Source organism: Devosia sp. J2-20, assembly GCF_055808475.1.
This window is the reverse complement of sequence record NZ_CM147870.1, coordinates 2,848,247-2,871,144: the sequence shown is the minus strand read 5'-3', so window position 1 is coordinate 2,871,144 and position 22,898 is coordinate 2,848,247. Positions and strand designations below refer to the sequence as shown.

Annotated in this window: 25 protein-coding genes, 1 pseudogene and 1 riboswitch; of the genes and pseudogenes, 19 read left to right on the top strand and 7 right to left on the bottom strand. The window is 60.4% G+C overall.

Annotated elements, in window-relative coordinates; translation table 11 throughout:
• Positions 1 to 44: 44 nt before the first annotated feature.
• Entirely contained in the window at positions 45 to 335 is a 291-nt protein-coding gene (locus AC0L37_RS14015; protein ID WP_212658906.1) for a co-chaperone GroES, read from the bottom strand.
• A gap of 294 nt (positions 336 to 629) precedes the next feature.
• Between AC0L37_RS14015 and AC0L37_RS14010 the strand changes: the two genes are divergently transcribed.
• The 4 genes from AC0L37_RS14010 to AC0L37_RS13995 all read left to right on the top strand — a co-directional run bounded on the left by AC0L37_RS14010 (position 630) and on the right by AC0L37_RS13995 (position 2,653).
• Positions 630 to 881 carry a DUF427 domain-containing protein gene (locus AC0L37_RS14010; protein WP_282222928.1) on the top strand — a complete coding sequence of 84 codons (252 nt, stop codon included), beginning with the start codon at positions 630 to 632 and terminating at the stop codon, positions 879 to 881.
• 93 nt (positions 882 to 974) lie between these two features.
• Positions 975 to 1,166 carry a hypothetical protein gene (locus AC0L37_RS14005; RefSeq protein ID WP_212658904.1) on the top strand — a complete coding sequence of 64 codons (192 nt, stop codon included), beginning with the start codon at positions 975 to 977 and terminating at the stop codon, positions 1,164 to 1,166.
• 179 nt (positions 1,167 to 1,345) lie between these two features.
• On the top strand, positions 1,346 to 2,206 hold the full coding sequence (locus AC0L37_RS14000; RefSeq protein WP_473315420.1) for a DMT family transporter: 861 nt from the start codon (positions 1,346 to 1,348) through the stop codon (positions 2,204 to 2,206).
• A 63-nt stretch (positions 2,207 to 2,269) separates the two neighbouring features.
• Positions 2,270 to 2,653, top strand: a complete 384-nt coding sequence (locus AC0L37_RS13995) for a hypothetical protein (RefSeq protein ID WP_282222930.1) — start codon at positions 2,270 to 2,272, stop codon at positions 2,651 to 2,653.
• Here AC0L37_RS13995 and AC0L37_RS13990 read toward each other — a convergent pair.
• On the bottom strand, positions 2,650 to 4,080 hold the full coding sequence (locus AC0L37_RS13990; RefSeq protein WP_249327661.1) for a sigma-54-dependent transcriptional regulator: 1,431 nt from the start codon (positions 4,078 to 4,080) through the stop codon (positions 2,650 to 2,652). The two genes, AC0L37_RS13995 and AC0L37_RS13990, sit on opposite strands and share 4 nt — an antisense overlap.
• A gap of 175 nt (positions 4,081 to 4,255) precedes the next feature.
• On the opposite strand from AC0L37_RS13990, the gene AC0L37_RS13985 reads away from it, so the two are divergent.
• The 10 genes and pseudogenes from AC0L37_RS13985 (at position 4,256) to rsmD (ending at position 16,427) form a co-directional block, all read left to right on the top strand.
• The gene (locus AC0L37_RS13985; protein ID WP_473313147.1) at positions 4,256 to 5,461 is read left to right on the top strand and encodes an ROK family transcriptional regulator; all 1,206 of its coding nucleotides are present in this window, start codon (positions 4,256 to 4,258) and stop codon (positions 5,459 to 5,461) included.
• A gap of 111 nt (positions 5,462 to 5,572) precedes the next feature.
• Positions 5,573 to 6,817 (top strand): EAL domain-containing protein, encoded by a 1,245-nt coding sequence (locus tag AC0L37_RS13980; protein ID WP_282222932.1) that lies wholly within the window; start codon positions 5,573 to 5,575, stop codon positions 6,815 to 6,817.
• A 5-nt stretch (positions 6,818 to 6,822) separates the two neighbouring features.
• Positions 6,823 to 7,311 (top strand): shikimate kinase, encoded by a 489-nt coding sequence (locus tag AC0L37_RS13975; protein ID WP_282222933.1) that lies wholly within the window; start codon positions 6,823 to 6,825, stop codon positions 7,309 to 7,311.
• A gap of 86 nt (positions 7,312 to 7,397) precedes the next feature.
• On the top strand, positions 7,398 to 8,264 hold the full coding sequence (locus tag AC0L37_RS13970) for a TIGR01459 family HAD-type hydrolase (RefSeq protein WP_282222934.1): 867 nt from the start codon (positions 7,398 to 7,400) through the stop codon (positions 8,262 to 8,264).
• A 5-nt stretch (positions 8,265 to 8,269) separates the two neighbouring features.
• On the top strand, positions 8,270 to 9,244 hold the full coding sequence (locus AC0L37_RS13965) for a bifunctional riboflavin kinase/FAD synthetase (RefSeq protein ID WP_282222935.1): 975 nt from the start codon (positions 8,270 to 8,272) through the stop codon (positions 9,242 to 9,244).
• 95 nt (positions 9,245 to 9,339) lie between these two features.
• Positions 9,340 to 12,285 carry an isoleucine--tRNA ligase gene (ileS, locus tag AC0L37_RS13960; protein ID WP_282222936.1) on the top strand — a complete coding sequence of 982 codons (2,946 nt, stop codon included), beginning with the start codon at positions 9,340 to 9,342 and terminating at the stop codon, positions 12,283 to 12,285.
• Between the two features lie 100 nt (positions 12,286 to 12,385).
• A complete protein-coding gene (lspA, locus tag AC0L37_RS13955; RefSeq protein ID WP_282222937.1) occupies positions 12,386 to 12,949 on the top strand; it encodes a signal peptidase II in 564 nt (187 codons plus the stop codon).
• A gap of 84 nt (positions 12,950 to 13,033) precedes the next feature.
• Complete coding sequence (locus tag AC0L37_RS13950; protein ID WP_282222938.1) at positions 13,034 to 13,741, top strand: hypothetical protein; 708 nt, start codon at positions 13,034 to 13,036, stop codon at positions 13,739 to 13,741.
• A 104-nt stretch (positions 13,742 to 13,845) separates the two neighbouring features.
• A complete protein-coding gene (locus AC0L37_RS13945; protein ID WP_282222939.1) occupies positions 13,846 to 15,870 on the top strand; it encodes a pseudouridine synthase in 2,025 nt (674 codons plus the stop codon).
• Between the two features lie 3 nt (positions 15,871 to 15,873).
• A pseudogene (gene rsmD, locus AC0L37_RS13940) lies at positions 15,874 to 16,427 on the top strand (16S rRNA (guanine(966)-N(2))-methyltransferase RsmD).
• Positions 16,428 to 16,437: 10 nt separating this feature from the next.
• Here the strand turns inward: rsmD and AC0L37_RS13935 are convergent.
• From AC0L37_RS13935 to AC0L37_RS13920, 4 genes are read right to left on the bottom strand one after another with little or no spacing between them, the layout of a single operon-like run.
• The gene (locus AC0L37_RS13935; protein WP_473313143.1) at positions 16,438 to 16,893 is read right to left on the bottom strand and encodes a DUF1801 domain-containing protein; all 456 of its coding nucleotides are present in this window, start codon (positions 16,891 to 16,893) and stop codon (positions 16,438 to 16,440) included.
• Between the two features lie 36 nt (positions 16,894 to 16,929).
• Positions 16,930 to 17,343: a Fur family transcriptional regulator gene (locus AC0L37_RS13930; RefSeq protein ID WP_282222940.1), complete on the bottom strand. Its 414-nt coding sequence runs from the start codon at positions 17,341 to 17,343 to the stop codon at positions 16,930 to 16,932.
• A complete protein-coding gene (locus AC0L37_RS13925; RefSeq protein ID WP_473313141.1) occupies positions 17,333 to 18,235 on the bottom strand; it encodes a metal ABC transporter permease in 903 nt (300 codons plus the stop codon). The genes AC0L37_RS13930 and AC0L37_RS13925 overlap by 11 nt, the downstream gene beginning before the upstream one ends.
• On the bottom strand, positions 18,141 to 18,947 hold the full coding sequence (locus AC0L37_RS13920; RefSeq protein WP_212658891.1) for an ATP-binding cassette domain-containing protein: 807 nt from the start codon (positions 18,945 to 18,947) through the stop codon (positions 18,141 to 18,143). The genes AC0L37_RS13925 and AC0L37_RS13920 overlap by 95 nt, the downstream gene beginning before the upstream one ends.
• Before the next feature lie 104 nt (positions 18,948 to 19,051).
• Between AC0L37_RS13920 and AC0L37_RS13915 the strand changes: the two genes are divergently transcribed.
• Positions 19,052 to 20,029 carry a zinc ABC transporter substrate-binding protein gene (locus AC0L37_RS13915; RefSeq protein ID WP_282222942.1) on the top strand — a complete coding sequence of 326 codons (978 nt, stop codon included), beginning with the start codon at positions 19,052 to 19,054 and terminating at the stop codon, positions 20,027 to 20,029.
• A 21-nt stretch (positions 20,030 to 20,050) separates the two neighbouring features.
• On the opposite strand, the gene AC0L37_RS13910 is transcribed toward AC0L37_RS13915, so the two are convergent.
• Positions 20,051 to 20,305, bottom strand: coding sequence for a DUF2164 domain-containing protein (locus AC0L37_RS13910; protein ID WP_212658889.1), 255 nt, complete (start codon positions 20,303 to 20,305; stop codon positions 20,051 to 20,053).
• Between the two features lie 148 nt (positions 20,306 to 20,453).
• Positions 20,454 to 20,664: riboswitch (cobalamin riboswitch) on the top strand.
• Positions 20,665 to 20,702: 38 nt separating this feature from the next.
• Between AC0L37_RS13910 and AC0L37_RS13905 the strand changes: the two genes are divergently transcribed.
• Genes AC0L37_RS13905 through AC0L37_RS13890 form a run of 4 tightly spaced genes read left to right on the top strand, consistent with a single transcriptional unit; the run spans position 20,703 to position 22,893 of the window.
• Positions 20,703 to 20,894: a CbtB domain-containing protein gene (locus tag AC0L37_RS13905; RefSeq protein ID WP_212658888.1), complete on the top strand. Its 192-nt coding sequence runs from the start codon at positions 20,703 to 20,705 to the stop codon at positions 20,892 to 20,894.
• Between the two features lie 24 nt (positions 20,895 to 20,918).
• The gene (locus tag AC0L37_RS13900) at positions 20,919 to 21,635 is read left to right on the top strand and encodes a CbtA family protein (protein ID WP_282222943.1); all 717 of its coding nucleotides are present in this window, start codon (positions 20,919 to 20,921) and stop codon (positions 21,633 to 21,635) included.
• Positions 21,632 to 22,678 (top strand): cobalamin biosynthesis protein CobW, encoded by a 1,047-nt coding sequence (gene cobW / locus AC0L37_RS13895; RefSeq protein ID WP_282222944.1) that lies wholly within the window; start codon positions 21,632 to 21,634, stop codon positions 22,676 to 22,678. The genes AC0L37_RS13900 and cobW overlap by 4 nt, the downstream gene beginning before the upstream one ends.
• On the top strand, positions 22,675 to 22,893 hold the full coding sequence (locus AC0L37_RS13890) for an alkylphosphonate utilization protein (RefSeq protein WP_269368124.1): 219 nt from the start codon (positions 22,675 to 22,677) through the stop codon (positions 22,891 to 22,893). Before cobW ends, AC0L37_RS13890 begins: the two co-directional genes overlap by 4 nt.
• The last annotated feature ends 5 nt before the right edge of the window (positions 22,894 to 22,898 follow it).

Below are 22,898 nucleotides of genomic sequence, written 5' to 3'. Positions count from 1 at the left end.
GGCGCTCCTTGAAATGAGTTGAGGACAATGAGGGTGGAAGGCGATTAGCCTTCGATCACGCCCATGATGTCGCTTTCCTTCATGATCAGCAGGTCTTCACCGTCGACCTTGACCTCGGTGCCGCTCCACTTGCCGAACAGCACGCGGTCGCCGGACTTGACGTCCAGTGCGGTCACTTTACCGTTGTCGTCGCGGGCGCCTGGGCCAACCGAGACGATGACGCCCTCGGATGGCTTTTCCTTGGCGGTGTCGGGGATGATGATCCCGCCTTTGGTCTTTTCTTCGCCGTCGAGGCGGCGGACGACCACGCGGTCGTGCAGAGGACGGAAGCCCATGATTTGCTCCTATAGCAGCATTTCGAATGCAATTTCTGAGCTGTTAGCACTCACACAAGGAGAGTGCTAACAGGTGGCAGGGATATAGGATTGAGCCTTTGCAGAGTCAAGGTCGGGTGAACCGCAATCACCCTCGTGCGTTGTTATTATTCAACCCACAAACCCAGAGATGGCAGGCAATCATGACAGCACAATGTCTCGACAAGGATATCAAGATCTCGCCGATTAAGGGGCGGGCGCACGTACTGTTCGATGGCGCCGAGATCGCCAGCTCTACCAAAGCCATGCAACTCGATGAGCCGGGGTCACCGCTACGAGATCTATTTTCCGCGCGAGGATATCCAGCCTGGCATTCTCGAGGAAACGGAAACCCGCACCCATTGCCCGTATAAGGGTGAGGCTTGGTACTGCACCATCAAGACCCTGACGGCAACCGGAACGGATCAGGTCTGGTACTATCCCGATCCATGCCCTTTGGTGGAACCTATTCGTGACATGCTCGCCTTTTGGGGGGACCGGATCGAAGTCAGGTTGTCAGAGGTCTAAAGCCGTCGCCATAGCGCCAGTTGACATGCGGCATGCAGCATCTTTTTCATCCACCCCCTTCCACGCCGCGCCAAGCTGCGCCATAAGGCTTTCATGACCCAGGATAACTCGCTTCAAATCAAGCTGCGCCTCAAGGGCGGCAGCGGCCCCAACGCCAACTGGCATTGGGAACTTCATGACGCCACCGGCAAGGTGGTCAAGACCGGCAGCGCTGTCGGCCCCGAACACAAGGCATTCGCTACCGCGCGCATGGCCAAGGAAAAGCTCGAAGCAGCCAAAGGCTGATTTCTCACCCGGCGCGCCACCCATGTGCTGCGCCGGTCTCTACCCCATGCCGCTATCCCAGCCACGAGTTGATCGTGTCCCCTCCCAAAGCGACCGTTGCGCCCAACCGCACGCTCAATGCGGGAAGTCCCCTGCGCGGCATCGTGCTCAAGGTTTTGTCAGTATGCTGCTTCGTGGTGATGGCCACGCTGCTCAAGGCGACCGAAACCGTACCGGCGGGTGAACTGGTTTTTTTCCGGTGCTTCTTCGCCATTATTCCGGTGATTGCCTATCTTGCCTGGCGGCGGAAACTGCGCACGGCCCTGCACACCAGCAATCCCCTTGGCCACGTTCTGCGCTCCTTTATTGGCGTGTGCTCGATGGGCATGGGCTTTTTTGCGTTGACCCGGCTACCGCTCCCTGAGACCACTGCGATTGGGTATGCGGCACCACTGCTGATCGTGGTGTTCAGCGCTTTGCTGCTCAAAGAGCGTGTGCATGTCTTCCGCTGGACCGCTGTACTGGTTGGCCTGGTTGGTGTGGTTATCATTTTGTGGCCGCGCCTGACGCTGTTCTCCAGCGGCGCGCCGATTGGCAACAGCGAAACCATTGGTGCAGCAGCAGCCTTGGGGGCAGCGGTGTTCTCTGCATTCGCCATGATGCAGGTTCGAAAGCTGGTCCAGACCGAGCGTACCGAGGCGATCGTCATCTACTTCTTCATGTGCGCTAGCCTATTGTCGTTGCTCACCATCCCGTTGGGCTGGGTCAAACCGACGCCTGAACAGGCGGTGCTGCTTATCGGCGCAGGTTTCGCCGGCGGGGTAGGGCAGTTGCTGCTCACCTCCTGCTATCGCTACGCGGACATGTCGGTGATTGCCCCGTTCGAATATGTCTCGCTGATCCTGACTATCATCATCGGTCTGGTGGTGTTCGCGGAGGTGCCCACCATTACAATGATCGCTGGCGCCCTGATCATTGTCGCCTCGGGCATCGCCGTGATTTTGCGCGAACACTATCTTGGGCTCGACCGTGCCAAATCCCGTGAGGCCAGCACGCCTTGAAGCTCTCCTGCCAGCCTTCATTCTGGCATCGGCTGTCACGGGTGTGATCGTGGAGGAATATCGATGAACGTGGTTGCAGCATACATCAGCGCAATATTGCTGGCCGGCCTGGCCGTTTTTCAGGCAGCACTTGCCGTGGGAGTCCCCTGGGGGCGGTTTGCCTGGGGTGGACAGCATGGTCGTTTACCGGTCGTTTTGCGCGTCGGTAGCCTTGCAGCCATTCTCATCTATATTGGCTTGCTGGCCATCCAGATGCAGAAGGCCCACGTGCTGCAACTCTTGCCAATAGGGGACTGGATCGACGCTGCCGCTTGGGCGGTAGTCGTCTTCTACCTGCTGGGCATAGTGGGAAATGCCGCTTCACGCAGTGTGTCAGAGCGCTGGGTCATGACACCTTTGGTCAGCATGCTCTTTATTTTGTCTCTTGTGATCGCGCTTGGGGCTTAACTCGCTGACGCCAGTTCCGACCAGCCTTGCCGCTTCCGATAAATGGTCGACGGACTGATTTCCAGCGCTGCTGCAGCAAGCGAGACATTGCCGCTGAAACGAGCGATCGCATCCTCAATGATGCGCTGTTCCTGCTGCCACATTGGCAGGATAGGTGGCCGACGCTCGCTGCGGGGCTGGGTATCAACCGCTGGTGTCACGCCACGTGATTCAATATCTGCCGCGCTCAGCATCGTCGCCGTGATCTCGCCGCCATCGAACATGACCACCAGACGGCGTACGAGGTTTTGCAGTTGGCGCACATTGCCGGGCCATTCAGCCGCTGTCAGCATACTGGAGACCTCGGCCGAATAATCGCCAAAGCTCTTGTGCTCTTCGGTTGCGTAACGCGCCAGGAAGTGTCGCGCCAGCACCATGATATCTGTGGGGCGCTGGCGCAGGGGTGGCAGGTGAATTGGCAATACATGCAGCCGGTAGAACAGGTCCTCGCGGAACTTCTTTTCCGCAATAAGCTGCATGGGGTTGCGATTGGTCGCGCAGATCACCCGCACATCGACATGCCGAACACCAGCTTCGCCGACCCGACTAAGCGTTCCGGTCTGCAGGAAGCGCAGCAATTTTGATTGCAGCGACAGGTCCATTTCCCCGATTTCGTCGAGAAACAGCGTGCCACCGTCAGCCAGTTCGGCAGCGCCCTTGCGATCTTCATGGGCGCCGGTAAACGCGCCCCGGGCCACGCCGAACAACTCGCTTTCCATCAGATCGCGCGGGATCGCCGCGCAATTGATGGCCACCAGGCGCTTGCCGGCGCGTTGGCCCTTGGCGTGCAATGCTTCAGCACAGACATCCTTGCCGGTGCCGCTTTCGCCGGTGATGAACACGGGGGCTGATGATGTCGCGATCCGGCCGATCTGCTCATAGACAAACTGCATCGCGCTCGAAGCACCGATGAAACCGGCGAAATCGCTGAGTCCGGCGGCATTGCGGGCTTCCATGCCCAGCGACCGGCACTTGCCATGCCGTTGCGCCAATTCGCCGATGCGGGCGGCCATGGTTGGGCCATTGATGGGTTTGGCCACATAATCATGGGCGCCCGCGCGCATCGCGCCAACCGCCGATGATACCGAAACACCGTCCGACAGCGCGACAAGCAAGGCGCCGCTGGCCAGCCGCACAAGCCGCTGCACTGCGTCATCGCTATGTTCTGCGAGGTCGCTCAGGCTCGATAAATCCGCCAATACGATGTCGAAGGTGCCGTCGCGCAGCAGTTCAGCCGCGGGCTTTCCGCCTGATACCACTGTAATTCGAGCGGCCTGATCCAGGCATTGCGCCAGCGATTCAGCGATCAGCTGTGCCTGTGCATTGTCCCGGTCAATCAGCAATAGTCTGCCGCTGGCATCACCATTGCTTCGATTCTGCATCGCCATGCGGCCCGGACCTCGCGTTTGGACTTGTTCGTTTCCGGTTTTGTCGCCGCCGCCGCGGCTATCCCGGTGTTATGCCAATTGTTTCTCATCAGGGTAAATTTTCCGTTCCGCATTTCGCTGAATGAAAAAATGCATTGTGCTTGATCCGGGTCGTCGCAGTCGTTTAAGTCACTCCATGCAAAAGGATTCTGAAACGACTGATATCAATCCAATGTCGCGCGGCGTTGCTCAGTCGGGCGTGCGAATAACCAATGAGCGGGCTGTACTCACCCTGCTTGCGCTAAATCCTGGGGCGTCAAATGCTGACGTCGCGCGATTGTCCGGATTGGGACCACAAACCACCTCGCGCATTGTGGCTGAATTGGAATCCCGCGCCCTGGTCATTCGCGGCGAAGTCTTGCGCGGTCGGCGCGGCCAGCCCGCAACCCCACTTTTTCTCAACCCGCATGGGGCCGTGGCCATTGGCATTGAAGTCGGTTGGCGGCATTTTGAAGTGCTGGTGATCGAGATGTCCGGCAAGACGCTGGCCAGCGTCCGCCGCAGCTACGCCTATCCCGATGCCAGTACCCTGTTTTCCGATATCGCTGCAGAAGTAGCCACCATTCGCTCTGGCTTGACCGATGTTCAGCGCTCACGCCTTGCCGGTATTGGTGTGGCCAGCCCCTCTCATATTGGTCGCAATATTGGCCTGGTGGACGCCCCTGAAGAGCAGGCCGCTCTGTGGCGTGACATCGATCTGGTCGAACGCATTGCCAAAGATGTCGATCTGCCTGTGCATTGGTACAATGATGGTAACGCAGCCTGTTGGTCCGAAGTGATCGCACACGCCGCTCCCTGGCCTCGTGGGTTGGCCTATTTTCAGGTCGGTACATTTGTCGGGGGTGGGCTGGTCGCCAATGGTGAGCTCTGGGAGGGCGAAGGCCACGCCGCCAATCTCGGCTCGATCCTGATATGCGACGATGAAGGCAATCTGACATTTGTCCATCTGGTCGCCTCGATCATGGCTCTGCAGCACATGCTGACTAAGGCGGGGATGGATGTGCCCACTGGCAGCCCCTTCAACTGGGATTGGGATGCGCTCGAGCCTGTCGCCACACAATGGCTGGACAAGGCTGGCTCGGCACTGGCCAAGGCGATTATCAACACACGCGCCGTGATCGAGGTGGACGAAGCCATCGTTGATGGCATCATGCCGCGCGATATCGTTGAACGTTTACACGAGCGCGTTGTGCACCATCTCCACCTGCTGCCCTCACTCACTGCAGATCATCCTGCTGTCGAAATGGGCCGCATGGGCGCTTCCGCTGCCGCACGGGGTGCAGCGCAGTTGATACTGTTCCAGCGCTTCTTCTCGCGGGCCTGGAAGCTGTTTTCCACCTGATGAGACGCAATTAGCCTTGGAAGAGGCGGCGTTCGCCTTTTGCAGCACCCGACGCGGTGCTATGAGGGGAAGCCGAATCCCGGCGATTACAAAGGGTTCATAGGTCCGCCCGTGCAGGCACTGGTCTACACGTTTATCGCCCTTGCTGCGGCCGGCGTCGGCGCGACAGCCTATTTTGGGCTGACGTTTACGCCCGCCGAGGCGATTCTTGCTGCCGTGGTTGTCGGCTGTGTCTTCGTGGTGCTGCTTGAACGCACGTTGCGTCAGCGCGCCGAAAACCGGCTGGAACGCGCCATCGAAGACCTATCCCGTCTTCTTGCAACGGATGCTCAGGCCGGCGCAGTGCTGGGCCAGCGCATCAATGCCATGGCTGATATCAATGCTGACCAGCGCCTTGATGGCGTTGAAGCCGATATTTCCGTGTTGGGTACGGTGATCCGACAGGTTGCCGAGGCAGTTGCCGAGATCGAGGATCGTGCCGCCAAGCCTCAGCCCGCCGGGCGCGAGCGCATGATCGCGGCAGCCGTCCCGCCACCATCGGCACCGCCAGCGCGCGAGCCTGAACCTTCGATTCCGCTTGAAATGGTGCGCCAGGCACTAGCCGACAATCGGCTCGTCTATCACATCCAGCCTGTTGTTACGCTACCCCAGCGTCGTCCCCAGGGTTATGATCTGGTGCCCCGCCTGATGCTCGAAGATGGCGATCTGGCCGATTACGCAGACTTCGCGCCGCGCCGCAACGGTCAGGATGTGCTGCGCCACGTCGAAGGTGTTGGTCTGGTTGAGGCAATCACCATTTGTCGACGCGCCCGCTCCAGCGGTCAACCCATCACGCTCTACATTCCGCTTTCGCGTGCTTCGCTTGGCGATTCTGCGTCTTCCGAGCAATTGCTTGCTTCGCTTGAGGCCAATCGGGCCATCGCCGAAGGTCTGATCTTTGCCATTGCCGAGAGTGAATGGCGGGGCATGAGCACGGCTGAGCGCGCAATTGCCGACGCCGTCGCCAAAAAGGGCGCGGGCTTCTCCATCGTCAACGTCAAATCACTGCGCGTTGATGTTGCCGAAATGGCCGCTCAGAATGTGCGGTCGCTGCGCGTCGATGCGGCCCGTTTCATTGAGGCACCCGAGAGCTTTACCGATTTCCATGCCTCCGATATCGCCGACTATGTTGCGCGTTTCGAAGTCGTGCTGCTGGCGACCGGCATCGCCAGTGAACGCCAGATCGTTGAATTGCTCGAGGATGGTATCACTCTGGTACAGGGCCCTCACATTGCCGCGCCCGGTCCCGTCCGGCCAGACCTTGTTGTCGAAGCGCCGCGCGGTGCGACGCCCAAGCTGCGCCGCGCCGAGAGCTGATCTGCATGCTGGTCGTGGTGCTCAACGGCCCCATCAATGCTGGCAAGACCACCACCGGAAAAGCCTTGGCCGCCATTGTGCCCCGGGCAGCGTTTTTTGATGGTGATGATCACGATGCCCCCGATGATGCGCCTCTGGTCGCCCGTATCGAGGCCTCCATGCGGCGGTTAGAGCATCTCATTGCTACCGCAGATGGCGCGGTACTGGTGCTGGCAACACCGCTGCGTCACAACGATTACCAAAGATTGCTGCGCGTCAGCGCTACCAGACACGCTGATTTGCGTGTGGTGACGCTGGCACCGCCAGTCGAAACTGCCACGAGTAATCGCGGAAGTCGCCAGTTGCGCCCTCACGAGATCCTCCGCACGCGCCAGATGTATGTGGAGGGCTATGCCAGTCGCGAGTTCAGCGATCTTACTATTGTCGATATGGCCACGCCGCGGGCTAGCGCGGTGCAGATTTGCCATCATTTCGGCCTGTCGCCAAAGCTGTGATACCCAGTCACATTGTGGTTTCCCCTTGATCCCAAGGGGCAAGCTGCCACATACAGCCCACATCCCGCACGCACCGGATCTCAGCGATGACCAGCCAGCTACCCACCATCTCCGGCCTATCTGACCTTGCCGGCTTCTACGACGCCGTGCTGAGCGATGTCTGGGGCGTTGTGCATAACGGTGTCTCGGCATTCCCCAGTGCCGTTGATGCGCTGGTTGAATACCGCAAGGCGGGCGGCAAGGTCGTCTTCATCACCAACGCGCCGCGTCCCTCTGGTCCGCTGATCGAGATGCTTGATCGCCTTGGCGTCACACGCGACGCCTACGACGCCATCGTGTCGTCAGGTGATGCAACGCGCGCGATGATCGGCAAATATTCCGGCAAGGCCATCCATCATGTCGGACCGGCCACTGAAGATGATGCGCTCTATGAAGGGCTCAATGTTCGCCGCACGGGCGCCGACGAGGCCGAGGCCGTTGTCGTCACCGATCTCGATACCGATGATGATACTCCTGAAATGTACCGTGAACGCGCCAAGTTCTGGTTGCAGCGCAAGCTGCCCATGATCTGCGCGAACCCCGACCGCGTCGTCGAGCATGGCGACAAGATCATCTATTGCGGCGGTGCGTTGGGCGACCTCTATGCTGCCATGGGTGGCATGGTCCTCATGGCGGGCAAGCCCTATCAGCCAATCTACGAGGAAGCCTTTCGTCTGGCTGAGCAGGCTGGCGGAAAAAGTCTCGATAAATCGCGCGTATTGGCAATCGGCGACAGCGTGCGGACCGACGCCACAGGCGCCGCCAAGTTCGGGCTCGATCTGCTGTTTGTCACCGGCTCGATCCACGCCGCTGAGCTCGACGCCTTCGGAAAACCTGATCCGCAGGCCATTATTGATCTGGTGGCACCCAGCCGTGCGAATATGGCGGGCTTTCTGCCGCGGCTGACCTGGTAGCAGCGATGAGCACGTTTCAGCGCCTGTCCAATCTCGATGCCGTGCCCGCTTCGCTGCGCGGCGCCTATATTGCCATCGGCAACTTCGATGGATTTCATCGCGGCCATCAAATGGTGCTCTCAGCGCTCAAGGCCCGTGCTGACGCCGCAGGTGTTCCGGCGATGGTGCTGACGTTTGAGCCGCATCCCCGCGATGTGTTCGCACCCGCTCCCTTCATGTTCCGGCTCACCGAAGGCGATTCCAAGGCCAGGCTGGCCGAGGCCTTTGGTGTTGATGCGGTCACCATCCTCAAATTCGATCGAGACTTTTCGCAGATCGAAGCCGAGGATTTTGTCGCACGCTTTTTGATTGATGCGCTGGGAGTGACCGGCGTCATTGTCGGCTCCGATTTCCACTTTGGGCGTCAGCGTCGCGGTACACCCGCATTCCTCAAGGCTGCCGGCGACGCCAACGGCTTTGCTGTCGAAACGCTCGACCTGATGGATGAAGGCGATGAGGTCATCTCGTCTTCGCGTATTCGCGCAGCGCTCTCCGAAGGGGCGGTCTCGGCAGCCAATCGACTGTTGGGCTATCACTGGTTTTTCGATGGCTGCGTGGTCAAGGGTGACCAGCGGGGTAGGGAGCTTGGCTATCCCACGGCCAACACCATGACCCATGCCAGCTTTCAGCTGGCACAAGGCGTCTATGCCGTCCGCGCCAAGGTTGCCGGCCGCTTGCTTGACGGGGTAGCCGCCTTCGGCAAGCCCATGTTTAACAATCAGCGCCCGCCGTTTGAGACCCATCTGTTCGACTTCGATGAGGACATTTACGGGCAGACCATTTCGGTCGCGTTGATTGGCCATATCCGTGGCCAGGAAGTCTTTTCCGGGCTCGACGAACTGATTACCGCCATGGATCGCGACAGCCGCAAGGCCCGGGAGCTCATTAGCACCGCGCGCCCCATCGGCGCGCTAGACAGCAAACTTGGCTTCATCGGCTGATCGCCACCGACGCCAGCTGTCCCAAATCAGCCTTTGCCCCATGGCCCCTGCCTTGCTAAAAGGCAGCCAAATCTCCAGAACGATTGCCGTTTCCCATGACCGATACCGTCACAGGCGCCGCCGAAACCGATTATTCGGCAACCCTATTTTTGCCAGAAACCAGCTTCCCCATGCGCGCGGGCCTGCCGCAGCGCGAGCCCGAATGGCTCAAGCGTTGGGAAGAAATGGACATCTTTGCCCTGCAGCGCGAGCAGGCCAAGGATCGCCCTCTCTTCACCATCCATGATGGCCCTCCCTATGCCAACGGCAATATCCATATCGGCCATGCGCTCAACAAGACGCTGAAAGATCTGGTTTCACGCTCGATGCAGATGCTGGGCTTCAACTCAGCCTATGTGCCGGGCTGGGATTGCCATGGCCTGCCTATCGAATGGAAGATTGAAGAGCAGTACCGCGCCAAAGGCAAGGACAAGAACGACGTACCTGTCGTTGAATTCCGGCAGGAATGCCGCAGCTTTGCTGAGCAGTGGGTCGATGTACAGCGCGAAGAGTTCAAGCGGCTCGGCATCCTGGGCGAGTGGGACAATCCCTATCTCACCATGAGCTTTGACGCCGAGGCCCAGATCGCGCGCGAATTGATGACGGTGGCCAGCTCCGGCCAGCTTTATCGCGGCTCCAAGCCTGTGATGTGGTCGGTTGTCGAGCGCACGGCTCTGGCTGAAGCCGAAATCGAATATGCCGACTATGAGAGCGACACCATCTGGGTAAAGTTCCCGGTCCGTTCGGGCGGCGGTGAAGTCACCTCGGGTGCATTCCATGATCTGAACGCGTCGGTGATCATCTGGACCACCACGCCGTGGACCATCCCGGCCAACCGGGCCATCTCGTTTTCGTCCAGGATCGCCTATGGCCTTTATGAAGTGACCAAAGCGCCCGAGGGCAATTGGGCCTCCACGGGCGAGAAATATATCCTGGCCGACAATCTGGCTGCCGACACCTTTGCCAAGGCCAAGGTCGAAGAATTCGCCCGCATCGGGGATGTCGATCCGGCGCACATCACCTCGTGCTTCCACCCGTTGCGTGGTTTGGGCGAAGGCTACAATTTCGAAGTGCCCCTGCTCGATGGCGAACACGTCACTGACGACGCCGGTACAGGCTTTGTGCACACCGCACCCGGTCATGGTCTCGACGACTTTGAAATCTGGATGAACTCGACCCGACTGCTGGGCGAAAAGGGCATCGACAGCGCCATCCCCTATGTGGTCGGCGATGACGGCTTTTACACCAAGGACGCACCGGGCCTTGAGGGCGCTCGCGTCATCGATGATAACGGCAAAAAGGGTGATGCCAACAACCGGGTGATCTCGGCCCTCGCCGAGCGCAATGCTATGGTCGCCCGTGGCCGGGTCAAGCACTCCTATCCACACTCCTGGCGCTCCAAGAAGCCGGTGATCTTCCGCAATACCCCGCAGTGGTTCGTTTATATGGATCGCGATATCGAGGGCGCGGCTGGCGATACATTGCGCCACCGCGCGCTCAACGCCATCGATGCGACCAAGTTTTACCCGGCTTCGGGCCAGAACCGCCTGCGCGCCATGATCGCCGACCGCCCCGATTGGGTGCTCAGCCGTCAGCGTGCTTGGGGCGTGCCAATCAGCGTCTTCGTGCGCAAGGGCACCAATGAAGTCCTCAAGGACGAAGCTGTCAATCACCGGATCGCCGATGCGTTCGAGGCCGAAGGCGCAGATGCCTGGTACAAGGACGGCGCGGCCCAGCGCTTCCTTGGCGACGCGTACAAGGCAGACGATTTTGAGATGATCCGCGACGTCCTCGACGTCTGGTTCGACTCGGGCACGACCCACGCCTGGGTGCTGCGCAACAAGCAGAAATGGCCGCATCTGAAGTTCCCCGCTTCGATGTATCTTGAGGGTAGTGACCAGCATCGCGGCTGGTTCCACTCGAGCCTGCTGGAAAGCTGCGCCACCAACGGCTTTGCGCCCTATGAGAGCGTACTCACCCATGGCTTCACCATGGATGGCGAAGGCCGCAAGATGAGTAAGTCGCTGGGCAATACCGTTGCCCCCCAAGATATCATCAAGCAATACGGCGCCGACATCCTGCGTCTCTGGGTTGCCTCTACCGATTATCAGGAAGATCAGCGCCTCGGTAAGGAAGTCATCCAGACCACGGTCGACAGCTACCGCAAGCTACGCAACACGCTGCGCTGGCTGTTGGGCAACCTTGCCCATTACGACGCCAAGGACGCGGTAGACGCCAAGGACATGCCCGAACTCGAGCAGGTCATCCTGCACCGGCTGGCTCAGCTCGATGCTCAGGTGCGCGGGGCGTACAAGGAGTATGACTACCGCAAGGTCGTCACCCTGCTGACCAACTTCATGAACATCGAACTCTCCGCTTTCTACTTCGACATCCGCAAGGATGCGCTGTATTGCGACCCGATCTCTTCGATCAAGCGCCGCGCCGCGCTGACCGTGCTGCATCACCTGTTCGATTGTCTGACGGCCTGGTTGGCTCCGATTCTGGTGTTCACCATGGAAGAGGTCTGGCTTGAACGGCACCCGGAAGAAGGCTCCTCGGTCCATCTGCGCCTGTTTCCCGAAGTGCCGGGCGATTGGCTCAATAGTGATCTTGCGGCCAAGTGGCAGCTTATCCGCAGCGTCCGCCGTGTGGTCACCGGTGCGCTTGAGATCGAACGTCGCGAAAAACGTATCGGCTCCTCACTTGAGGCTGCCCCCCAGGTATTCCTTGCCGATGAACGCTATCTGACGGCGCTCAAGGGCCAGGATCTGGCCGAGATCGCTATCACGTCCGCCATCGTAGTCCAGACCGGTGAAGGCCCGTCTGAAGCGTTTCGCCTCGATGATGTTGCCGGTATCGCCGTGCTGCCTGCGCTTGCCGAGGGTACGCGTTGTGCGCGGTCGTGGAAGGTGCTGCCTGACGTAGGTTCGGACCCCGAGTATCCTGAAGTATCGCCCCGCGACGCGCAGGCGCTGCGCGAGCGTGCGGCTGCTGGGCTCTAGCGATTGCGTCTGTAATGATAAATGTTCTCCGGCATGAGCCGGGGAACAGGCCGAATGGGCAGAACGCGTGCCGTCGCCATAGGCGACCTGGAGATCAATGATGGATCGCCGATCACTGACTGACCCAACGTTTTATTTCTCGCTGACCATGGCCGTTCTGGCCTTTGGCCTGGATCGTGCACACAAGGCCTATCAGGTCTCGGCCGATTGCATCTCGGTTGGGGCCGCCAAGTGCGTTGAGGTTCTTGTCAGCTACGTTCCCTTTGCCATGACCGGCTGGCGCGGTGGCGAGATTGTTCGAGTCACCGATTTCTTCGATTACGTGCTGGTCTGGAACACCGGTGTCTCCTACGGCCTGCTTGACGGCATGCCGGTCTGGGGGTTGGGTGCCATCATGCTGGTGGCGATAGCCGCCTTGTCCGTCTGGTGGGTCCGTGCCGAAACGCCGCTGATCCGCATGGGGCTGGCACTGTGTATCGGTGGGGCGCTTTCCAATGCTCTTGATCGACTGCTTTATGGTGCGGTGGCAGATTTTTTCCACCTCCATTGGGGAACGTGGTCATTCTACATTTTCAACATTGCCGACGTCGCGATAACGTTCGGCGTGATCCTGCTGATTGCCGACCTGATCGGCATTGGTCGACCCAGTAAATCCGCGGCCTGAGGGGCGCGAACACGTTGCCGCCAGAATCTGGTCTTAGTGCGCAGAATGCGCTATAAGCGCCGCCGACATCTTGAAGGACGTTTCATGCGTATTGCAATGACGGGGCAGCAGGCTGCTCTTCGCGCCACCTCCCGGGCTGGATCCGCTGCGCTCGCGCTCGTATTGGCACTGGCGCTGGCTGCCTGCACCACGGTCGAAGGCACCAATGCGCTGACCGACCCAGGTACCTTTGAACGCGAAGTGATGAGCTCGACCGCACGCGGCCTGGGCCTAATCCCCGGCGAAGCGCCCAAAGAAGAGCTGACCCAAGCCCGCGCACCGCTGGTGCTTCCCCAGTCGGGTCAGAGTCTGCCAACCCCCACAGCGCAAACGGCATCTGCGCAATTGCCGACCGACAGCGATACCGCCCAGATTGACGCCAGCAATCTGACTGAGGCTGATCTGCAGCGCCTGCGCAATGCGCGTGTGGTTGATCTGCGTTCGGTGGCCGGTCGCCCGTTGACGGACGCCGAAGCCAGAGCCCTCCAGGCCCGCATGAGTGCGGCCAATATCGATGTGCGCGTCAACACCAAGCGCCCGCTCTACATGCCGCCTGATGAGTACTTTATCCGTGTAGGTGACGCTGATCTGATCTGCTCGGCACCCGGCGGCGATCTGGTGTCGCTCAACGATCCGAAATGCCCTGAAGAGGTGCGTAAGGCCATCCGCCGGCAAATGCAGTCAAACAGCGCTTCGCCTTCTATCGGTGGCGGTCCTAGCGTTGGTCTCTCGAAGTCCGAAATTACCAACTAGGCCTCGGTCCGGTTTCTACGACGACAAGGCGGCCGGATGATCCGGCCGCTTTCTCCTTTCTGCGCCGCCCCAATGGGTCACGCATGACATGAAAGCCCGCAAAAATGCGCGAACTGAACGACTCCACCCCCGTCAAACCTGATACCGGCGATCGTCTCGCCAAGGTCATCGCCCGCTCCGGGCTTTGCTCGCGTCGAGACGCCGAGGTGTGGATCACCGAAGGCCGCGTTGTGGTCAACGGCAAGAAGGTAGTGACTCCCGCCTTCAACGTAACCGATCGTGACAAGGTCATGGTCGACGGCGCTCCGCTGGCGGCGCGTCAGGGCACTCGCGTATGGCTCTACCACAAGCCTGCTGGTCTGGTGGTCACAGAGAAGGACCCAGAGGGCCGCGAGACCATCTTTGAACATCTTGAAACGCACGGCCTGCCGCGCGTAGTCACTGTAGGCCGCCTGGATATCAACACTGAGGGCCTGCTGCTGCTCACCAATGATGGCGGCCTCAAGCGTGTGCTGGAGCTGCCTGCGACAGGCTGGCTGCGCCGCTACCGCGTGCGCGCCCATGGTTCGGTCACCCAGGCTGCCTTGGACAAGCTCAAGGACGGCATCGAAATTGATGGCGTCAAATACGGCGCCATTGAAGCGACCCTGGAACGCGAGCAGGGTTCCAATGTCTGGCTTGTACTGGCGCTGCGCGAAGGCAAGAACCGCGAGGTCAAGAATGTGCTGGGCGCACTGGGCCTCGAGGTGAATCGCCTGATCCGGGTCAGCTACGGTCCCTTCCAGCTTGCCGATATTCCGGTCGGCGGTATCGAGACCATCAAGGCGAAGATGTTGCGCGACCAGCTCGGCAAGAAGCTTGCCGATGCCGCTGACGTCGATTTCGACAGCGAAATGCCTGAAGCCAATGCGCTAGAGGGCAAGCCCACGCGCGACCGCCTGACGGGCCGCGGCACCAACACCGTCGAGATTGCCCGTCAGCGCTTCCGCTTTACGGATGGCGCTGAAAAGACCGAGGAAGAAATCCGCGCTGAACGTCCGCGCCAGGATCGCCCCGGTCGTTTTGACAGTCGCAAGCCCATGCTCAAGCGCGAAGAGACCTTTGGCGATGAAGACGCGCCGCCGCCGCGCCGCATTCACTTTGATGAAGATGGCCGTGCGCCAGAGGATTTTGTGCAAAAGAATTTGGGCAAGAAGTCAGCCTGGCGTGATCCCGATGATCAGCCCGCAAGCAGCTATGGCAAGAAGGCGCCACGTCCTGCGGGCGGCAAGCCCGGTGACAAGAAGTCGTTTGGCGACAAGAAGAGCTTTGGGGACAAGAAACCCTATGGCGACAAGAAGCCATATGGCGACAAGAAACCCTTTGAGAAGAAGGCCTTTGGCGACAAGCCGCGCGGCCCACGCCGTGAAGACGGCGACCGCCCCAAGCGTCCCTATGGCGATCGTCCTGCGTCGGCCCGCCCGGGTGCAGAGCGCAGCGAGCGTCCGTCGCGCGATTTTGGTGAGCGTCCTGCCCGCAGCTTTGCGCCGCGTACACGGCCCGAGGGCGGTGAGCGCCCACCGCGTGACCGTGCCTTCACGGGTACCCCGCGTGGTCCACGTCGTGGCGACGCCCCAGGTGGCGAGCGTCCGGCGCGCAGCTTTGAGCCCCGTTTGCGTCCCGATAGCGAACGTGGTGAAGGCGCCGCGTTCAAGGGCGAGGCAAAGCGCCCCGGCCGCAATTTCTCCGACAAACCTGCACGCGGCTATCGCCCCGAGGGTGATCGTCCCGTGTTCGCGGATCGGCCAGAACGTCCAGCCCGCCCACAGCGCGGTCCGCGTCCCGGCCGTGACGATCTGGGGTCCGAGTCCAAGACCTATGGCAAGCCCAAGACCCGTTCCGACGGTAAGCCTCATCCCAAGCGCGACGGTGCAGCACCTCAGCGTGGTCCAAAGCCCGGTGGTCGTTCCTTTGGTGGTCCCGGCAAGCCTGCGGGCGGCGGTCGTCCTGCCGGTGGCGGGCGACCCGGTGCCGGACGTCCCACAGGTGGCGCGGGTCGCCCCGCGGGTGGTGGTCGTCCGTCGGGTGGTCCAGGACGCCCCAGTGGTGGTGCCGGTCGTCCGTCCGGCCCACGCCGTCCCAAGGTCTGATCCGTGCGCATCGTTGCCGGCAGGTTCAAGGGAAAGCAGCTAATTTCTCCGTCGGACGGTTCCATTCGCCCGACGGCCGATCGCGTGCGCGAATCCATGTTCAACATCCTCGCCTCACGTCTTGGCCCGGTGTTTGACGGGCTGCGCGTGCTCGACCTGTTCGCCGGTACCGGCGCACTGGGATTTGAGGCGCTGTCGCGTGGCGCCGTTCATGCGACCTTTGTTGATATGGGCGCCGAAGCGCGCGGTTTGATCCGCGATCATATCGAGGCCTTTGGCGTCGGTGGCAACACCAAGCTGCTGCGCCGCGATGCCATCAATCTTGGCCCCACCGGCACATTCGGCAAGTTCGATCTTGTATTCCTCGATCCTCCCTATGGGCAGGGTCTGGGGGAGCAGGCATTGGACGGCTTGGCCAGGGGGGCTGGCTCAACGCTGGCGCGACGTTGGTTTTTGAAGAGAGCGCTGAGGCCGAGATCGCCATTCCCGACGCCTTCGCACTCGATGATCGCCGGGTCTATGGCGCCGCCGCTGTGCACTTCCTGACCCTTAACTAGGCGCGGCGTCTCAGGATGCCTTGTCGGTATCTTTCCGCGCGCGCTTCCCGGCGTTTTTCTTGAGATTGTCGAGATTGTAGCTGATGGCGGCGCGTATCAGCGTTTCCAGTGCATCTGCATTGACGGTGTCGCCTTCAAAGATGTCTATCGAGCGCCTTGTCTTGCCATTGTCCTTGCCGTTGAACACCCCATCCGGATCAGGCAGACTGGCACCGTAGGCAAAGGTCACCTTTACTTTGGCCTTGTGGGCGTCTCCCACCGCAATTAGGCCATCACGGGTCCATGCCGGGCTCCCCATCCACTTCCACTCTTCGACAATTTCTGGATCGGTCCCGATGAAGCATTTGCGCACCTTGGCGAGGGTATCGCCACGCCAATCCCCAAGGCCTGCAATCAACTGATCGATTTGCTCTGCAGCATTCAAGGGTAGGTCCTCCCGTAGTCGCCCAGCCTGTCCACGATCCATCTTGCACGTCACGACACACGCGTATAGCGAACTGCGTCAGGCTACGACCGCGCATTGCGCGCACTTGCCCCGGATTTCCATTGTCGTTCGCTCGACCTTGAAACCCTGATCGCCGGCCCAGTTGCCCAGCCGTTCCTCGATTACCGCGTCGGCGAACTCATTGACCCTGCCGCAATCACTGCAGATCGCGAAGGCAATCAGCCCCTTGCGATGGCAATGCTCGTCCGCGCAAGCAACAAAGGCATTCAGCGATTCCAGCCGGTGCGCCAATCCGCGTTCAACCAGCTTGTCCAGGGCCCGATACACCTGCAGCGGCGCGCGAAGACCGTCAGCCCGCAATTTGTCGAGAATGTCATAGGCGCTGAGCGGCCCCGATGAACCTGTCAAAGTGCCCAGCACCAGTCCCTGATTGCGCGTCAGATCACCTGGGGCGGCGTGACTATGTGCCATGTGGCGTCCTCCTGCCGAACAGCCGCGTAACCGGAACAGTCAGCGACAGCAAAAATACAATCAGGGCCATCACCACAATGGATGGACCTGAGGCGGTGTCCCAGGTTCGCGAGCCAAACAGGCCGCCGACAACGGCAACGGCGCCCAGGACTGCGGCAACGGCCGCCATGGCCTCAGGCGTCGAACTCAAACGGCGGGCCGTCGCCGCCGGAATGATCAGCAGAGACGTGATCAGCAGCACCCCGACCAGCTTCATGGCAATGGCAATCACGCTGGCCATCAGGATCATCAGCACCAACCGGCTGGCCTCAGGTCGCAGGCCTTCGGCCTCTGCCAGTTCCGGGCTGACCGTGGAGGCGAGCAGTGGCCGCCAAGCCAGGATCAGAATAGCCAGTATGGCAATGCCACCCCCGTAGATGATGGCGATGTCCTGCATCGAGACGGCCAGTATGTCACCGAACAGGAACCCCATCAGGTCGATCCGCACCGTGGTTAAAAAGCCGACCAGCACCAGGCCGACAGCCAGCGTGGAGTGGCTCAATATGCCCAACAGCGCATCGGTCGACAGCGTCGCCTGTCGCTGCAGCACGATCAGCGCGCCCGCCACCATGGCGGCGACAGCGAAGACACCCAGCGTCAGATTGATTGAGAGCAGGAACGATAGCGCGACACCGAGCAGTGCTGAATGGGCCATGGTGTCTCCGAAATAGGCCATGCGTCGCCAAACGACAAAGCACCCGAGCGGCCCCGTGACCAGGGCCAGACCGATACCCGCGATAAGTGCCCGCGAAAAATAGTCAGCGAACATGGTCGTGCCCTTCATGGCCGTGACTGTGATCGTGCGTCTGTCCCTCGGGCACAACGCAGCCGTCATCATGGTGTTCATGGTCATGGTGATGCTGATATAGCGCCAGCGCACCACCAGCGCGTTCGCCAAAGAGCCGCAGATATTCCGGGCTGTTCTTGACCGCAGTCGGCGTGCCGCGACAGCAGACATGGCCGTTCAGACAGATCACAGTATCGGTTTCGGCCATCACCACATGCAGGTCGTGGCTGATCATCAAAATGCCGCTGCGCGTCGTGTCGCGGATCTGCCGAACCAGATCGTACAGTGCCACTTCGCCAGAAAAGTCGACACCCTGTACGGGCTCGTCGAGCACCAGCAAATCAGGTTTTCGGATCATGGCGCGGGCAAACAGCACGCGCTGGAATTCGCCGCCCGAGAGCTCCTGCACGGCCGCCTTGAGCAGATGTGCCGCGCCGACAGCGTCCAGTGCGGCAGCAATTGCGCTGGCAGAAAAATGTCCTGTCAGCGTCATCAGGCGCTCTACAGTCAGCGGCAGTGTCCAGTCGATCGTGAGTTTTTGCGGCACGTAGCCGATCTTCAGACCCGGTTGCCGCGTCACTGTGCCCACACTGGGCTTGAGGACCCCGGTCGCCAGTTTGGCGGTGGTCGATTTGCCAGACCCGTTTGGGCCGATCAGGGTTACGATCTCGCCGCGCGCAATGGTCAGATCGACCCCGCTCACCAGTTTTCGGCCACCGCGCACAACGCCGGCACCAGCCAGCGTAATGAGGATTTCTTGTTCTGCCAAAGCTTCCATCCATCGCCTCTTGACGGCGTTCAATACGTTATAGCATAACAACGCCGCAAGCGTAATAACATAACATATCATATATCGACATTGCCCAGGATGAGGTCTCCCAGATGAAACTGCTCGCTCCATATGCCATGCTGACGGCAGGTCTTCTCACAACCACTGCCTGGGCAGCGCCCGGCGTCGTGGCATCTATCAAGCCCGTACATTCCCTCGTTGCTGCGGTCATGGAGGGGGTAGGCGAGCCGGATCTGATCGTGGACGGTTCGGCCTCGCCACACACCTACGCCCTCAAGCCATCCGATGCCGATGCGCTGCAAAATGCTGACCTGGTCTTCTGGACCGGACATGGCTTGGAGCTGTTTCTCGGCGACGCCCTCGAAACGCTCTCAACTGGTGCCGACGTTGTGGAACTGGCGGCGGCACCGGGCATCGTCTTGTTGCCCGTCAGAGAGGGAGGTGCGTTCGAAGCACACGAGCACGACGATCAACATGCGCATGATGCAATCCATGATCATGACGGCGCTGAAGATCATGCCATGAAAGGCGAACAAAGCGCCGATGACGAGCACGGCGAAGGCGACATGCACTTCTGGCTCGATCCCGAAAACGCCAAGCTGATGGTCACTCAAATCGCGACATCACTTGCCCAGGCCGATCCAGCCAACGCATCCACCTACCAGACCAATGCCGAAGCCCAATTGGTGCGTCTGGATGAGCTCGAGGCGGAGATCGATGCCATGCTCGCTCCGGTCAAGGACAAGCCCTTTATTGTCTTTCACGACGCCTATCAGTATTTCGAGGCGCGTTTCGGATTGAATCTTGCCGGCTCCATCACCGTGACGCCCGACACCATGCCCGGCGCAGCGCGCATAGACGAGCTCAAGACCAGGCTGGTCGAACTGGGCGCAGCCTGTGTGTTTGCCGAACCCAATTTTGCACCCACCATTATCAACGCAATTACCGAGGGCAGCGCTGCCCGTTCGGGCACGCTTGATCCCGAGGGCGGTGCGCTGGAAGCAGGAATTGATCTCTATCCGAACCTGTTGCGCGGGCTGGCTACAAGTCTTGTTGACTGCCTGGGCTAGGGCGACGATTTAGCAGCCCGCCTAGCGCAAATGCTTGGTGGGCTGCTCCAGGGCGAACAGATCATCGGTCAGGCTGTCCATACGTTCGCGCATCAGCCCCTGGGCGTCATAAACGCCGCGATTGTAAAAATAGGCCCCCATCTTGTCGGCGAAAAAGCCCATCAGCATCTCGGCCGGAATCGCGCCAATATCTTCGTCGAGCTCTTCGCGGAAATAGTCCTGTATTTCGCCAACGATGGCCTTGGTTTCCTCGCGGCTGAATTTGATCGGCTTCATTGCAATCTCCTTGCTTGCGCCAGATCTAAAGCGAGTCGGTAGGGTTCGTCGGTCTGTAATCACCCTCTCTGGGCCTGTCGTGGACTTGACCGGGCCACTGTTTTCCGAGCAACGGCCTGCCAGACATTGCGGTTTGCGCCATTTGGTGGCAAACCAGTCTGGTGTTGGTTCCCAAAGGCCGTTGTGCCGGAGGGATCAAAAGGGAACACGGTGCGACGTACCCATCAGGGCGCAAAACCGTGGCTGCCCCCGCAACTGTAAGCGGTGCACTCTCTCACTATGCCACTGGCGCAAGCCGGGAAGGCGAGAGAGCTATCTCCACCGCGAGCCAGGAGACCTGCCGGCACACGAACCGGGCCAAACGGCCTTCACGATTCCGCGCACGGAGGGTGCTGCCATGAATACCAATACCACTGCAAATACCGCGACTGGTCTCCAGTCTCTCTCGATCTCCCAGCGTCTGATCGCTGGTGCCCTTGCACTGATGCTCGGTCTGACCCTTCTGGTCGGTACCGGCTTTGCTGGCGATTATCGCCTGCACAATGGCGCGCACGACACCCGCCACGCCATGGGCTTTCCCTGCCACTAGGGCCGGAATAACGAGAGAACTCACATGTTTCGCAATCTGTTTTTTGCTGCGGTTCTCGCAGCGCTTTGTGCTGGCCTGATCACGTCTGCCATTCAATATCTTCGTGTCACCCCACTCATCGTTGCTGCGGAAAGCTATGAGGGTACCGCACCCGCCGAGCACGCCCACGAACACGCCGACGGCGAAGCCGCCGTGCCACACAGCCATGACCCGGCCCAGTGGGCGCCACAGGATGGTTTTGAGCGCACCGGCTATACCATCCTCGCCAATCTGCTGATGGCCGCCGGGTTTGCCCTGATCATCGGCGCCGTATCATTGCTCTTCAATCTACCCATCAGCTGGGCAACTGGTCTGCTCTGGGGTATGGGCGGGTTCGCCGCCTTCTCACTGGCACCAGCATTTGGCCTGCCGCCCGGTCTGCCGGGTATGCCTGTGGCTGACACGGTCGCCCGTCAGCTCTGGTGGGGGCTCGCCGCTCTCTGCACAGGTGGCGCCTTTGTCCTGGCTGCCAAAATTCAGGCACCATGGGCCTTGGCCGCTGCCATCGCACTGGTCGCTCTGCCTCACGTGGTCGGTGCCCCACAGCCACCCGAAGCGGGCACTGCCGTGCCCGCCGGTATGGCCGCCAGTTTTGTGAGCGCATCGCTTTTTAACGCCGCCGTCTTCTGGGTCGTGCTGGGCCTCGTCTTTGGCCGCCTGCACGACCATTTCACGCGTCAGTCCGCCGGAGCCCATTCATGAGCAAGATCCCTACTACCGTCATCACCGGCTTCCTGGGCGCAGGTAAGACAACGTTGGTACGCCATTTGCTCGCTCATGCCCCCAAGGGCAAGCGCATTGCCTTGATCATCAATGAGTTTGGTGATCTTGGCGTCGACAAGGACATACTAGCCGGATGTGGCGATGAGACCTGCCGCGAAGAGGACATGGTCGAACTCTCCAATGGCTGCATCTGCTGCACCGTGGCCGACGAATTCATTCCCACCATGCAGGCGCTGTTGGCTCGCCCTGATAAGTTTGATCATATCATCATAGAAACCTCAGGACTGGCGCTGCCCCAGCCACTGATCCGCGCCTTCAACTGGCCCGAGATCAAGGCACAGGTGACCATTGATGGCATCGTTACCGTCGCCGACGCGTCGGCTCTGGCCGAGGGGCGCTTTGCCTCTGATGAGGCAGCTGTTGATGCGCAGCGTCGTCAGGATGAAATGCTCGACCACGAAACGCCGCTGGGCGAGCTGTTTGAAGACCAGCTCTCGGTGGCCGATCTGGTGGTGATCAACAAGGCCGATCTGCTCGACGCCGCCATGCTCGACAAGGTTGAAGCCAATATCAGGGCCGAACTGCGCCCCGGTGTCGGCGTGCTGCGCGCTCAGAACGGCCATGTCGATATCACCGCCTTGCTCGGTCTGGGTATGAGCTCCGAAGACGACATCGCCAACCGCCCCAGCCATCATGAGCTTGAGCATGAAGGCGAGCCGCATGAGCATGATGATTTCGACAGCTTCTCGATCCGCCTGCCTGCCATTGCCGGCAAGGACGAATTGCTGGCCATAATCGAGAGCACTATTCGCACTCATGATGTGTTGCGCCTTAAGGGCTTTGCCGCTGTGCCCGGGGCAGCCGCCCGTCTGGCCATTCAGGCCGTAGGCCCCCGCATCACGGCCTATTTCGACCGTCCTTGGAAAGACGGCGAAACGCGCGATACCGCCCTTGTTGTGATCGGTGAAAGCCCGCTCGACCGCGCCGCCATCACCTCCAGCCTTGAGAAAGCAGCAGCATGAGTGAGACCACCAAGGACAGTAACGGTACCCAACTCAATGACGGCGACGCCGTCACCCTGATCAAGGACCTCAAGGTCAAGGGTACCTCGGTGACCCTGAAGCGCGGCACTCTGGTCAAGAATATTCGTCTGACCGACGATACTGCCGAAATCGAATGCAATGCCGAGAAGGTCAAGGGCCTGGTCTTGCGCACCGAGTTCCTCAAAAAGGCCTAGCGCTT